Genomic DNA, 13,506 nt, shown 5'->3' with positions numbered 1-13,506 from the left:
TCCACTGCTACTCCTTCACGCTGATAGAGAGCGACCTTGCTATGCCGGGATAATAGCGGCATATCCCGACACGGACAGCCAAGGCAGAACGCTATGAAATTTATCAACAATCTCTCCATGCGGGGCAAACTGATCACTCTGGTGGTGCCGGCCCTGCTTGTTATCCTGTTTTTCGCGGCAGAAAGCGTCGTTCTGAATCAAGGCGAATTGGATGACATGCGACAACTGCTCTCAAAGATCGAACTGGCTGAAGCCGGTGATCCTCTCACCGAAGCCCTTCAGAAAGAGCGTGGTCGCTCCGCGGTTTTCCTTGCCAGCAGCCCGGGAAGCGATGCCGCCCGGCAGGCCGAAAGAGATCTTGCGGAACAGCGGCGACAAACCGACACTCGGATTTCAGACTATCAGCGCCACATCAATGCCCTGATGACAGATGCATCGTTTGACAGGACGGTTGAAACGAGCATTCAGACGGTTCGCCAAGGACTCGACAACATAGACGCCCTGCGCCGCTCCGTTGACAACCGCAGCGATGCCAGCAGGGGCTACACGACGCTGATTACGGGTTTGATAGAGCGCATCGGCCTTATTGTCCGGCGCTCAACCGATCCGGAATTGACCCGCGAGGTTAATGGCTATTATGCCCTTGCAAAAGTCGCCGAGATGGCCGGCCGCGAAAGAGCCGCAGGCGCCTCCATGATTCGCGGCGGTGACTTCGATCTGCCCACCATGGCCCGAATTGCGGGTCTCGGCGGGCAGCAGGAAGCCTTTCTCAACGAAGCCATAACAATGCTGGCCGCTGACAATGAGATCCGGGCAACCCTGGAAAACCAGAGCCTCAGCGTTGCAAGCCAGGCGCTGGCGCAGCGTCGTGAAACGCTGTTCAGCAGCCCGTCAGGCATGTATGCACTGGACGCTTCTGACTGGTTCACAACCACCACCCAGCGAATCGGCAACCTCAATCAGGCGAGAAAGGATATGCTATCCGACGTGATGAGCCTGGCATCAGACGGTGTTGCCGATGCCCGTAACGACCTGATGCTGGCCTCCGGCATTTCCGCAGGTGCCGTTCTGGCTGTACTGGTTCTGATGCTGGTGATTATCCGTGCCATCAATCTCCAGGTCGGCCGCCTGCTCGATGGCGTTCGGTTTGCCATGGACAACAAGGACCTGACCCGCGAGATTGAAATCTCCAGCCGTGATGAGGTGGGCACCATTGGCAAGGCCATTAACGAGCTGTTCGGACGCTTCGGCAATGCCCTGCTCCACATCGACAAATCCAGCGTCCAGCTGGCCACCGCCACGGAAGAGACCAGCTCTACGGCCGGTCAGAACGCCAGCCAGGTGAAAAACCAGCAGCAACAGATTGAGCAGGTGGCTGCGGCGACCGAAGAAATGTCGGCCACCTCCGAGGAAATCTCCCGGAACACCCAGCAGGTGGCCGATGCTGCCCGCAGCGCCATGGAGAAAAGCCGCAGTGGCGAGCAGGTGCTGCACGGCAGCGTGAAGAGTATTCGCTCCCTGGCCAAATCGGTTCAGAAGGTGAACGAGGTAATCGAAGAGCTGGAAAGCCGCAGCTCAACCATCGCGGATGTGGTCGATGTGATCCGGAAGGTTGCCGACCAGACCAACCTGCTGGCGCTGAACGCGGCCATTGAAGCCGCCCGCGCCGGCGAGCACGGTCGCGGATTTGCCGTAGTTGCCGACGAGGTCCGGACCCTGGCACAACAGACTCACGAGTCTACGACTCAGATTGAGGACATTATCAACAGTTTCCAGACCATTACCGACAATGCCAGCCGCTCGATTGTCGAAAGCCATAAGTTGGCCCACGCCACAAGCGAACAGGCCTCAGAGCTGGAGCAGACCTTCGCGGATATCCTGACCGACGTGAACAGCATCTCCGATATGGCCGGCCAGATTGCTACCGCTTCTGAAGAGCAGGTGGCGGTTACGCGGGAGCTGGCGGGCAGCATGGAATCGGTCAGTGAAGCCGCTATCCTGACCCTGACCGGCTCCCAGGAAATCACCCAGGTGACCGGCGAGCAGGCACGGCTGGCGAGGGTCCTGCAGGACCTTGCCAACGAATTCAAGGTGCCGGCCTACAGCTGATGCCAGCAAAACGCAAAAGGGGCTATCCGGAAACGGACAGCCCCTTTTTTGGCTCTGACAACGAACATGGGGTCACGAACATGGGGTCAGAAGAAAGCGTTCTTCTGACCCCGACTTCGCCGCTGCTCTCAGATAATCCGGGAAAACCGCTGGCTGGCGCCCTCTTTGCGATACAGGTCGAAGATCTGGCAGATGGCCCGGATCAGCAGCCGACCGGCAGGCTGAACCTGAAGCAAGTAACCGTCATCGGCGATCAGCTCGTCCTGAACCATGGGCTTCAGACGGCTGAGCTCATCGGCAAAATAACGGTCCAGATCTTCGTTCCAGACTGCTGCGAACTGCTGACGATCCAGCCGGAACTGGCAGATCAGTTGGCCGATTACCCAGCGGCGGATTCGGTCGTCGCGAGTCAGGTTCACGCCCTTGGTGATGGCCAGCTGACCGGCATCGATGGCCGCTTCCCAGGAGGGCAGGTCGTGATTGTTCTGGAAATAGGCGTCGTCGGTCTGGCCGATGGCCGATACCCCGAGGGAAACCAGGTCGCATTCGGAGTGGGTGGTGTAGCCCTGGAAATTCCGGTGCAGACGACCTTCCCGCTGGGCCACGGCCAGGCTGTCGTCCGGCTTGGCAAAGTGGTCCATGCCGATGTACTCGTAGCCGGCTTCCAGAAGACGGTTGATGGTGTTGTGCAGGATGGTCAGTTTCTGCTGCGGACTGGGCAATGTGTCGCCCTGAATCCGTGTCTGTGGATAGAACCGATCCGGCAGATGCGCGTAGCTGAACACAGAGAGCCGGTCCGGCGACATTTCAATCACCGTTTCCAGTGTTTCAGCAAAGCTTTCCGGGGTCTGGTACGGCAGGCCGTAGATCAGGTCCAGGTTGATGGACCGGAAGCCGATGCGCCGCGCCTCGTTGAGCACGGCTTCGGTCATGGCCCGGGGCTGGATGCGGTTGACTGCTTTCTGCACCTCCGGGTTTACATCCTGCACCCCCAGACTGATCCGGTTAAACCCGAGGTTCCACAGGGTTGGCAGGGTATCCTGATCCACTTCCCGCGGGTCAATCTCCACACTGTAATCCCGCTCCTCACCGGTTTGCAGGTTGAACAGCTCCCCGTAACCCGCCATCAGGTGTTCCATCACATCTTTTGGTAAAAACGTGGGGGTACCGCCACCCCAATGCAGCTGGGTCACCGGTCGGTCGGCCCCGAACAGTTTTGACTGGATGGCCGCCTCTTTCAGCACCCGCTCTACGTAAGGCATGGCCTTGTCACGCTTTTTGGTGATCACCTTGTTGCAGGCGCAGTAGTAGCAAAGGTGCGCGCAGAACGGCAGGTGTGTGTACAGCGACAGCGGCCGGCCACTGGCCTTGCTGCGGGCTGCCGCTTTGACCATGTCTTCAATCGGGTAGTTCTGGTTGAACTCGACAGCCGTGGGATAGGACGTGTACCTCGGGCCGCTAAGGTCGTAGCGGCGGATCAGGGCGTCATCCCAGATGAACTCTGGCAGTGTTGAGTCTTGGGCTTTGAGTGCGGGGTTGGAAGTCATAATAAGCGCTCTGGGATAAAACGGGGCATCCAGGATTTGCCGGCATTTTAGGGCAATCCCTTGGCTGGCTTTTTGATTCGGGTCAGGTGACTGATGGTTTCAGTTTACCAGTCCGGTTACTGAACCACCCTTGGGCTCTTGGCGTACTTGGTTTACCCCTTTGTGGGCATTGGCTGATGTCATTGCTCCTGCAACCTGATCGACTGGAGAAATCTTCACCATGGCTAACCTGATTCTGATCCTCGGCGATCAACTAACGAGAGACATCAGCGCCCTCGAAGACGCCGACCGCAACCGGGATCTGGTGGTGATGGCCGAAGTCCATGAGGAAGCGAGCTACACCAATCACCACAAGAAGAAGATCGTGCTGCTGTTCAGCGCCATGCGTCACTTCGCCCGACAGCTTGAGAGCGATGGCTGGCAGGTTCACTACCAGGCCTATCACCCGGACAACGAGCATCAGAGCCTCGAGGCAGTGGTTGGAGAGCAGGTTAAGCGGATCAATGCCGAGAGAGTGATCACCACAGAGTGCGGCGAATGGCGGCTGCATGAGCAGATCTGTGGCTGGCATGAACGCCTTGGGGTGCCGGTGGAAATCCGGCCGGATTCACGGTTCATTGCCACCAAGAAGGAATTTGCAGACTGGGCCGAGGGCCGCAAGCAATTGCGGATGGAGTTCTTCTACCGCGAGATGCGGCGCAAGACCGGTTTGTTGATGACCCCCGAGGGCGAACCGGAGGGCGGACAGTGGAATTTTGATGCGGACAACCGGAAGAAATGGACCGGGAAGCCGCCGGCCCCCGCACAATTCCGGATAGAGCCGGATGCCATTACCCGGGATGTGATCGCCTTGGTGGATGAGCACTTCAGCGATCATTTCGGCACCACCGACGACTTTCATTTTGCCGTTACCGCCGAGGACGCGCAGGGAGCGCTCGAGCACTTCATCGATTATGCCCTGCCCTGCTTCGGCGATTATCAGGACGCGATTTCCGACACCGAGGACTGGCTGTTTCATTCCATCCTGTCGCCCTATATCAATTCCGGGCTTCTGGATCCGGTGGCGGTTTGCGAGGCGGCGGCCCAGGCGTGGTATTCAGGCCGTGCACCGATCAACGCGGTGGAGGGATTTATCCGTCAGATATTGGGCTGGCGCGAATTCGTGCGGGGCATTTACTCGATGAACATGCCGGGATATGCCAAAGAAAACCGTCTGGGCAACACCCGCGCCCTGCCCTGGTTCTACTGGACCGGCGACACCAGGATGCGCTGCATGCACAAGGCCATTGATGCCACCCGCCGCAACGCGTACGCCCACCACATTCAGCGCCTGATGGTTACCGGCAACTTCGCGTTGCTGGCGGGCATCAAGCCGGAGGAAATCTGTGACTGGTACCTGGCGGTGTACGCCGATGCCTATGACTGGGTGGAACTGCCCAACGTGCTGGGGATGGTCATGCACGCGGATGGCGGCTATCTGGGCTCAAAGCCCTACGCCGCCAGCGGCAAGTATATTCAGCGGATGTCGGACCACTGCGCCAACTGCCATTACAAGGTAAACAAGGCCACTGAAGATGATGCGTGCCCGTTCAACGCCCTGTACTGGCATTTCATCGATCGCCATCGGGACGACTTCGCCAAGAACCCGCGTATGGGCATGATGTACCGGAACTGGGACAAGCAGAAGCCGGAGCGGCGGGAAGCGCTGCTCCGGCGCGCCGAGCATCTGCTGGCGAACCTGGAGCAGCTGTAAAGCCGAAACAGCGAATCAGTGCGGGGCGATCCGCTTTTCAGTGTCCGGATCGAAGAACACGACCTTCTTCATATCGAACATCAACTCGGCAGTCTCGCCCCAGGTCACCGGGTGTTCCGGATCAATCCGGCAATGAACGTTGGTATCGTTCAGCTGAATCAGAGCAATCACATCCGGGCCGGTGGGCTCGGTCACTTCAATCGTGAACTCGCCCTTCGCCACCAGGGTCTGGTCGTTTTTCTGATCCTGGGGCTGGGTGATGTGCTCCGGTCGGATGCCCAGAATAACTTTTTTACCCACCCGGTCGGCCAGGAATTCCGGCACCGGCAACTTCACGGCTCGGCCATCATTGCCACGCACTTCCGCCTGCAGACCGCCTTCACCCTGTTCCACAGTCACCGACACAAAGCTCATGGCTGGTGAGCCCATGAAACCGGCCACAAACAGGTTTTCCGGCCGGTCGTACACTTCTTTCGGTGTGCCCAGCTGTTGCAACTCACCATCCTTGAGCACGGCAATCCGGTCCGCCAGAGTCATGGCCTCGATCTGGTCGTGGGTTACGTACACGATGGTGGTTTTCAGGCGTTGGTGCAGTTTCTTTATCTCGGTGCGCATCTCCACCCTCAGCTTGGCATCCAGGTTGGAGAGCGGCTCGTCAAACAGGTAAATACGTGGCCGGCGGGCCAACGCTCGGCCCATGGCTACCCGCTGCTGCTGACCGCCGGAAAGGTTTGCAGGCTTCTTGCTGAGCAGTGGGGAGATTTGCAGCAAATCGGCCACCCGCTCTACTTCCTGATCAATCTCGTGCTTTGGCAGACCGCGGATCTTCAGGCCGAATGCGATGTTCTCGCGCACGGACATGGTCGGGTAAAGAGCGTAGGACTGGAACACCATGGCAATGTCCCGGTCTTTCGGCTCCATGGTGGAGATGTCCTTGCCGTCCAGGACTATCGAGCCATCGGTGATGGTTTCCAGGCCGGCGATGGTATTCATCAGGGTGGATTTACCACAGCCGGATGGGCCCACGAGTATCAGGAATTCACCGGAAGCGATGTCGATGTCGATGCCCTTGAGGGTTTCCTCGGCAACGCCCGGATAGGTTTTGCGGATGCTCCGCAGTTCCAGTTGAGACATTATTGTTATCCTCTCAGGTCAACCTTTGACAGATCCGGCGGTCAGGCCCCGGATGAAGTATTTGCCGGCGACGATATAGACCACCAGGGTTGGCAGCGCCGCGATCATCGCCGCAGCCATATCCACGTTGTATTCCTTCACCCCGGTGCTGGTGTTCACCAGATTGTTGAGCGCCACGGTGATGGGCTGGCTATCTCCGCTGGCGAACACCACACCGAACAGGAAGTCGTTCCAGATCTGGGTGAACTGCCAGATCAGCGACACCATGAAAATGGGTGTGGACATGGGCAGCAGGATGCGGAAGAAGATCGTGAAGAAGCCGGCGCCATCGAGCCGCGCTGCCTTGATGAGCGCATCCGGAATGGCCACGTAGTAGTTCCTGAAGAACAGCGTGGTGAAGGCCACCCCGTAAATCACATGTACCAGCACCAGGCCGCTGGTGGTATTGGCCAGGCCAAGTTTTCCGAGGGTTGCGGCCATAGGCAACAGGACCACCTGGAACGGGACAAAGCAGCCGAACAACAGCATTCCGAAAAACAGGTCAGAGCCCTTGAACTTCCACTTGGACAGCACGTAGCCGTTGAAGGCACCCAGCAACGTGGAAATCAATACCGCGGGCACGGTCATCTTGAACGAGTTCCAGAAATAACCGCTGATCCCCTCACACTGAACACCGGTGCAGGCCTCGGACCAGGCTTTGGTCCAGCCAATGGTGGTCCAGTCCGTGGGCAGGGCCATCAGGTTGCCGGTTCGGATGTCCATGGGTGTCTTGAAGCTGGTCACCAGCATGATGAACAGCGGAATCAGGTAGACCAGGGCGGCCAGGAGCAAAAGCCCGTAGATGGCCACGCGGCTGGGACGAAAGCCCGTGCGAACCACATCAGTCATGGCGCTTCTCCCTCAGTTCCGAATACAGATAAGGCACGATCAGGGCCAGAATGGCGCCCAGCATGAGCATGGCACTGGCGGACCCCAGGCCCATCTGACCCCGGGTGAAGGTGTGGGCATACATGAATACCGCCGGCAGGTCGGTGGAGTAGCCCGGACCACCGGCGGTCATGGCCATCACCAGATCAAAGCTCTTGATGGCTATGTGAGCCAGAACCATCACTGCGCTGAAGAATACCGGCCGCAGGGAAGGTAGGATGATTTTCCAGTAGATCAGCGGCAGGCTGGCGCCATCGACCCGGGCGGCCCGGATGATGGAGGAATCCACACCGCGTAGCCCCGCCAGAAACAGAGCCATGACGAAGCCGGAGGCCTGCCAGACCGCGGCCATCACGATGGTATAGATAGCCATGTCCGAGCTTACCAACCAGTCGAAACTGAACGACGTCCAACCCCAGTCGTGCATCAGTTTCTCCAACCCAAGACTGGGATTCAGGATCCACTTCCATACGGTGCCGGTAACAATCATCGACAGGGCCATGGGGTAGAGATAGATGGTACGGATAGCACCTTCCTGGCGAATCCGCTGATCCAGGAAAATCGCCAGTATCACGCCAATAACCAGGCAACTGAGAATGAAAAGACCGCCAAAGATGCCCAGATTGATCGAGGCGGTCAGCCAGCGGTCATTGGCCATCAGCTTGGCGTACTGATCGAAGCCGACAAAGTCATACACCGGCAGGAAGCTGGAGCTGGTAAACGACAGCACACCGGTCCAGAGCATGTAGCCGTATATACCGACACCGATGAGGACAAATGTGGGCGCCACAACCAGCTTAGGCAGCCAGCGCTGCAACGCATCGAGAAAGCGGGACGGCGCCCTGGCCACCCTGGCGGGGTGACGTTGAATGTGTTCCATGATGAGTCTCCCGAGAGGATCGGAGGCCACCCTGACGGGGTGGCCCCTACCGGATCAGAGTGCCGCCTGAATAGCTGCTGCCAGCTGGTCAGTGGCCCGGACCGGATCCTTGTTATCGGAGTTCACGAAGTTGGTGACAACATCAAAAATCTGGCCCTGAACATAACTGGTGGTGGCCAGGCCGTGGGCAAAGCTGGGCACCAGGCCACCGTCGTCAGCGCTACTTTTGAACGTCTTCATGGACGCCTGGGCACAGGAATCAAAACCGGACATGTCCATGTCGGTACGAACCGGGATCGAGCCTTTTGCCTTGTTGAACACGGTCTGGAATTCCGGTTCCATGATCGTTCGGGCCAGGTCTTTCTGTGCCTTTGTGTTGTCCTCATCGCTCAGGCTGAACATGGCGAAAGAGTCCACGTTGAAGGTGAACTGACCACCGGTACCCGGTGCCGCGGCACACACATAATCCTCACCCGGCGTCAGGCCGGCGGCAGTGAACTCACCCTTGGCCCAGTCGCCCATGATCTGCATGGCGGCTTCGCCCCGAATAACCATGCCGGTGGCGGTGTTCCAGTCACGTCCAGCGGCGTTGTCATCCACGTAACTCATCACCTTGGCAAATTCGGCGAAGACCTCTTCCATCTGTGCGCTGTTGATCACATCCATGTCGTGTTCCACAAAGGCACTGGCAAAGTCTTCCGGCCCCATTACCGCCAGAGCCACAGCTTCGAAAACCGTTGCGTCCTGCCAGGGCTGGCCGCCGTGGGCCAGGGGAATAATGCCTGCCGCCTTCAGCTTCTCAGCGGCCTGATAGAATTCCTCCAGGGTCTTGGGCACACCCACACCGACGTTGTCCAGGGTCTCAGGATTGGCCCACAGCCAGTTAACCCGGTGCACATTCACTGGCACGGCGACATAGCTGTCCTCGTATTGCATGACATCGGCAATAACCGGCGGAATCAGCTGGTCCCAGTTGTTGGCCTCCGCCACGTCATCCAGACTGGTTAGAAACCCAAGCTTGGCCCATTCCCGGATATCCAGCCCCTTGATCTGGGCGGCAGCCGGAGGATTGCCGGAAACAGCGCGGGTCTTGAGCACGGTCATGGCAGCTTCACCGCCACCGCCGGCCACGGCAAAGTCCTTCCAGGTATGGCCCTGCTCTTCCATCATTTCTTTCAGTGCGACCGCCGCGCGGGCTTCCCCGCCAGCTGTCCACCAGTGCAGAACTTCAACCTCCCCGGCCTGGAGCGCCTGGGCCGGAAGCAATGCCGCAGATACGGCTGCAGCGGTGAGAGTCTTCTTGAGCGTAGTCATGGTCAATTCCTTCCTGTTTTATTGTCTTGGTCAGGTTCAGAACCAGATTTCCATCTGGGTGCCAAAGGTCCACTGACTGCTTTCGAAATCGCTGTCGGCGCCCAGGGCGTCGCCAGCCGTGTAGGTTTCAAGCTCGTCATCCCAGGTTGAGTAACTCACGAACACGCGAATTTCCGGGCGGTTCCAGAAACCGCCAACCTGAGGCTTGAAGGTAGGTGCGACGGTAAAGCGGCTATAGTCGCCATCCACAGCACTTCGGCCCTGGTAGCCCAGGGTAGTGAGATCCATGGTCTGCCAGGAGGCCTCATACTGCATTTCAAAGTTCGCACTCAGCTCCTGAGCAACACGGGCATTGAAGGTCAGCCACTGGTATTCGTCGCCCTTGATGTAACGATCCTCACTGGTTTCCGCCAGAATCGCCGGCGCGAAACGCCAGGTTTCGCTGAGGTAGGTGGTGCCATATACGGCTACACGGGTGCTGACCGCATCTTCGTGGAGGTCGCCATCGGCGCCAATGTTCTTGGTTTCGGCGCCCAGGCCGTTACCGTGAATTATCGCGGCCTTGAAGCTACCGTCTGAGATTCCGAAGAAACTGTCCCCGTGGTACGCCAGCATGGTGTGCAGGCCGGTCTCGGCGGCTTCGGTCACACCACCGACTACCCGCAAATCGTTCTCCTGGGCCTTCATACCATTGACCAACCACTGGACGTTACCGAAGTAGTTATTGGCAGTGAGGATCAGATTGTCTGTGTCTGCGGTGATGTCCTGATCCTGGATATCGGAAGGGAATTCCAGAAAGCTTCGGCCATAGAGGGAGAAGTTGGATTTCACGCTGTCCGAAAACGTCACGTCGTAAACACCCGCGCCCAGGCCACCCAGGAAAACGATGTCACTGTCGAGCCAGTGGATATCGAAGTTCAGATCCCGGTCAAAACGCTTGCCCGCCCAGATCGCGGCGTCGTCAAAAATACCGGAAAAGCTCGCCAGGTTACTGAATTCCACATAGGCCTGACGGACGTTCAGGGCACCGTCACCGGCCGTCCAGTCGTTCGAGGACGTGGTGGAGTCGGCAATCATCAGCCTGTAGTGGGATTTGGTCCCGTTCTCGGCCACCTGCTTGTAGTTCAGGATAGCCTCAAGATAGGTATCAGGCTCATTGCCGAGTCGACCGACTGCACCGCCAACCGAACCGGCGGGGGTCAGGTAGGGACCGCCCGGGGCACTTTGCAGATCGCCGTTCAGAAGCAGACCGGAGCGCGCGTAGGTGTTGAAGGAAAAGCCCTCCAGACCATTGGCCTTCGGTTCAACCTCGGCCAGCTTTGCCTCCAGAGTCGCGAGCCGTTCTTCTACGGTCTGGTCCTGAGCCTGTGCCTGTCCGGTCATCAGGCCAAGCGATATCAGGCCAACGGCAGCGGGTAACAGACGTACGTTGGGTGTTCTTTTTGCAGGGTTTTCAGGGGTAGTGCCATAGGTAACATTGAGCATTCTTGACTCCTTGTTTTTGTTTTATTGGCAACGATGGAGTCTATGGCAAGAAACGAACACGCTACGTATCAAAGGGAAATGCCCATGTAACAAGCTTGTTACATGGGCTATCAGTGGCGGGGCAAGGTCAGTTCTACATGCAGCCCACCGGCGGAACGGTTACTGATGTGCAGCTCACCGCCGTGGCTTTGCGCAATGTTGCGGGCTATCCCCAGACCGAGACCAAAACCCTGGTGCTGATTTTTGTCCAACCGGTAATAGGGTTCGAAAATGCGGGACAACTGGTCCTCGGAAACACCGGGGCCCTCATCCTCCACGTGGATCACCAGTTGGCCCGCCATGTCCTCAATTCGCACCATGGCTTTGTCGCCATACTTGACGGCGTTGTCCACCAGGTTTCCAAGACATCGTTTCAGAGCCAGAGGCTTGCCCCGGTATGGCCGGCAATGGCCCTGCACGGTCACCCGGTCAGGCCCATCTCCTTGGTAGGCTTCCGCCATTCCCCCAAGCATACGCTCCACATCCACGGGCTCGGCGTTCTCGTGTATATCGGTGTCTTTCATGGACTGAAGGGCATTTTTCGCCAGCAATTCCAGTTCATGGAGGTCCGCCTCCAGGCGTTCCCGCATAACATCGTCGTCAATCAGATCCACGCGCAAACGCAAGCGTGTGATCGGGGTTTTGAGGTCGTGGGAAATGGCACGGAATAGCTGGTTCCGGTCGCTGATGTAACTCTGCAATCGGCGACGCATGGTATTAAAGCTTCGGGTCACCGCCAGAATCTCTGCACTGCCCTTCTCAACCAAAGGTGGCTGATCATCCTCCAGGGGCAGATCCCGGGCGGCCTTGGCCAGTTTGCGCAACGGCCGCGTCTGTTGTCGGATAAGCCACGCAAGTACCGGAAACAGTATGGCGATCATCACCACCAGAAACAGGATCTGTTGCCCTGGTATGCCCTCATCCTCAAGTGACACGTAGGGGGCTGGCAGTGCCGCCGCCAGGTACAGCCACTCACCGTCTGTAACTTCAACCTGGGTAACCAGAACCGGCGGGTTCAACGGCTCCAGGGTCAGCGCATAGTGGGCCCAGGATTGCGGCAGGGCATCCAGCGGCAATTCACTGTTGAGAATCCGTAAACTGCCGGGATCCACAAATTCAACATGCAGATTGATCCGGTTTCCCAGCCGTTTGCGCAACACCAGCTCAACTTCTTCGGTAACCAGCCGCTTACGCTCGCTGTCCGGTAGCGGCTCCATGTTGATACGCTTGTCATTGAGCGAAACAAAAAACCGTGTTCCCCCCATATCGCGCAGTTGATCCAGCACAATGTGCCGGTATTCCAGCGGGAGCGAGTTGAAGAATTGCGCGGTTGCCGCAGCCGACTGCGCCAGGTTACGAGTGGTAGCCACCAGTCCCTCAACCTGCTGGGCCCGGAATGTGGCGATCCAGGCGGCGCTGGAAATGATCTGGGCACTCGCCATTGCCAACAGTGTCAGCAGTAATACCCGCCCGAGAAGTGAGGAGGGAAACCAGCGCCAGCTTTTCTTCTCCGATTCACCCGCGCTACTCCGAGACATGGGTCACCGTTGCTGCCAGCAGGTAGCCGGCGCCCCGCACAGTCTTGATCAGCCTCGGGTTACGACCCTGATCTCCCAGCCGTTGCCTTAAACGGCTCACCGCCACATCCACCACTCGATCCAGGGGCATGGACTCCCGGCCACGCGTAACGTCGGATATGGTGTCACGATCCAGCACCTCATTGGGGTGACGGAGAAACAGCTGGAGCAGAGCGAAGTCTGCACCGGAAAGTGCCGTGCCCTGCTGGTTCTCGTCGATCAGTTCATGGGCCAGGGTATCCAACCGCCAGCGATCAAAGACGACGTAGCGAGGGTTGTCGGATCGACTGAAACTCGCCCTTCGAAGAAGGGCTTTGACTCGGGCCTGAAGTTCCCGGGCACTGAAGGGTTTGGCGAGGTAGTCATCGGCGCCCAGTTCCAGCCCCACAACCCGATCGGTTTCGTCGGAACTCGCCGTGAGCATAATGATCGGCACCCGACTGTGTTCACGAATCTGTCGGCACAGAGTGAAACCGTCATCTCCGGGCAACATGACATCCAGAACAATCAGGTCAACGTGGGCCGAGTCCAGTTGCAGGCGCATCTGGTCGCCGTCTTTCGCGGTCATGACCTCGTACCCTACCCGGGTCAGATGCTCCTGTAACAGCTCACGGATAGCTGCGTCGTCATCCACTACCAGTATTGATGCTTTTCTTTCATTCATGGGTTGGTCTTTGTTGTTATTCATGCCTATCAGAATATGTCCTAACGTTGTGCAGCAAAAGCCCCATATTGGTGCTA

Annotated in this window: 10 protein-coding genes; 2 read left to right on the top strand and 8 right to left on the bottom strand. The window is 58.1% G+C overall.

Translation table 11 applies throughout. The annotated features are described in order from the left end of the window. Nucleotides 1-93: 93 nt before the first annotated feature. Nucleotides 94-2,109 (top strand): methyl-accepting chemotaxis protein, encoded by a 2,016-nt coding sequence (locus ACWJ62_RS00890; protein ID WP_449284501.1) that lies wholly within the window; start codon nt 94-96, stop codon nt 2,107-2,109. A 128-nt stretch (nt 2,110-2,237) separates the two neighbouring features. Here the strand turns inward: ACWJ62_RS00890 and hemN are convergent, their stop codons facing one another. Further along, nucleotides 2,238-3,656 carry an oxygen-independent coproporphyrinogen III oxidase gene (hemN, locus tag ACWJ62_RS00885; protein WP_449284500.1) on the bottom strand — a complete coding sequence of 473 codons (1,419 nt, stop codon included), beginning with the start codon at nt 3,654-3,656 and terminating at the stop codon, nt 2,238-2,240. A gap of 220 nt (nt 3,657-3,876) precedes the next feature. Here hemN and ACWJ62_RS00880 point away from each other — a divergent pair, with 220 nt between their 5' ends. Then, the gene (locus tag ACWJ62_RS00880) at nt 3,877-5,409 is read left to right on the top strand and encodes a cryptochrome/photolyase family protein (RefSeq protein WP_449284499.1); all 1,533 of its coding nucleotides are present in this window, start codon (nt 3,877-3,879) and stop codon (nt 5,407-5,409) included. A 15-nt stretch (nt 5,410-5,424) separates the two neighbouring features. Here ACWJ62_RS00880 and ACWJ62_RS00875 read toward each other — a convergent pair whose 3' ends face one another. The 7 genes from ACWJ62_RS00875 to ACWJ62_RS00845 all read right to left on the bottom strand — a co-directional run bounded on the left by ACWJ62_RS00875 (nt 5,425) and on the right by ACWJ62_RS00845 (nt 13,429). Further along, nucleotides 5,425-6,543: an ABC transporter ATP-binding protein gene (locus ACWJ62_RS00875; RefSeq protein ID WP_449284498.1), complete on the bottom strand. Its 1,119-nt coding sequence runs from the start codon at nt 6,541-6,543 to the stop codon at nt 5,425-5,427. 18 nt (nt 6,544-6,561) lie between these two features. Next, nucleotides 6,562-7,431, bottom strand: a complete 870-nt coding sequence (locus tag ACWJ62_RS00870; protein ID WP_014578203.1) for a carbohydrate ABC transporter permease — start codon at nt 7,429-7,431, stop codon at nt 6,562-6,564. Beyond that, nucleotides 7,424-8,350 (bottom strand): carbohydrate ABC transporter permease, encoded by a 927-nt coding sequence (locus ACWJ62_RS00865; protein WP_449284497.1) that lies wholly within the window; start codon nt 8,348-8,350, stop codon nt 7,424-7,426. The genes ACWJ62_RS00870 and ACWJ62_RS00865 overlap by 8 nt, the downstream gene beginning before the upstream one ends. A 54-nt stretch (nt 8,351-8,404) precedes the next feature. Further along, entirely contained in the window at nt 8,405-9,664 is a 1,260-nt protein-coding gene (locus ACWJ62_RS00860; RefSeq protein ID WP_449284496.1) for an ABC transporter substrate-binding protein, read from the bottom strand. 36 nt (nt 9,665-9,700) lie between these two features. Further along, entirely contained in the window at nt 9,701-11,149 is a 1,449-nt protein-coding gene (locus ACWJ62_RS00855) for a carbohydrate porin (protein ID WP_449284495.1), read from the bottom strand. Between the two features lie 110 nt (nt 11,150-11,259). Next, a complete protein-coding gene (locus ACWJ62_RS00850) occupies nt 11,260-12,726 on the bottom strand; it encodes an ATP-binding protein (protein WP_449284494.1) in 1,467 nt (488 codons plus the stop codon). Continuing rightward, nucleotides 12,713-13,429, bottom strand: a complete 717-nt coding sequence (locus tag ACWJ62_RS00845; RefSeq protein WP_449284493.1) for a response regulator — start codon at nt 13,427-13,429, stop codon at nt 12,713-12,715. Before ACWJ62_RS00845 ends, ACWJ62_RS00850 begins: the two co-directional genes overlap by 14 nt. Between the last annotated feature and the right edge of the window lie 77 nt (nt 13,430-13,506).

This window comes from Marinobacter sp. PE14, from assembly GCF_053566155.1.
The sequence above is the reverse complement of the archived record's forward strand: the minus strand, read 5'-3'. Positions and strand labels throughout refer to the sequence as shown.

What these genes read in the sequence shown, in the direction of transcription:
- hemN (WP_449284500.1), bottom strand. Translation starts at nt 3,656, where the DNA reads ATGACTTCCAACCCCGCACTCAAAGCCCAAGACTCAACACTGCCAGAG.
- ACWJ62_RS00860 (WP_449284496.1), bottom strand. Translation starts at nt 9,664, where the DNA reads ATGACTACGCTCAAGAAGACTCTCACCGCTGCAGCCGTATCTGCGGCA.
- ACWJ62_RS00870 (WP_014578203.1), bottom strand. Translation starts at nt 7,431, where the DNA reads ATGACTGATGTGGTTCGCACGGGCTTTCGTCCCAGCCGCGTGGCCATC.
- ACWJ62_RS00890 (WP_449284501.1), top strand. Translation starts at nt 94, where the DNA reads ATGAAATTTATCAACAATCTCTCCATGCGGGGCAAACTGATCACTCTG.
- ACWJ62_RS00880 (WP_449284499.1), top strand. Translation starts at nt 3,877, where the DNA reads ATGGCTAACCTGATTCTGATCCTCGGCGATCAACTAACGAGAGACATC.
- ACWJ62_RS00855 (WP_449284495.1), bottom strand. Translation starts at nt 11,149, where the DNA reads ATGCTCAATGTTACCTATGGCACTACCCCTGAAAACCCTGCAAAAAGA.
- ACWJ62_RS00845 (WP_449284493.1), bottom strand. Translation starts at nt 13,429, where the DNA reads ATGAATGAAAGAAAAGCATCAATACTGGTAGTGGATGACGACGCAGCT.
- ACWJ62_RS00865 (WP_449284497.1), bottom strand. Translation starts at nt 8,350, where the DNA reads ATGGAACACATTCAACGTCACCCCGCCAGGGTGGCCAGGGCGCCGTCC.
- ACWJ62_RS00850 (WP_449284494.1), bottom strand. Translation starts at nt 12,726, where the DNA reads ATGTCTCGGAGTAGCGCGGGTGAATCGGAGAAGAAAAGCTGGCGCTGG.
- ACWJ62_RS00875 (WP_449284498.1), bottom strand. Translation starts at nt 6,543, where the DNA reads ATGTCTCAACTGGAACTGCGGAGCATCCGCAAAACCTATCCGGGCGTT.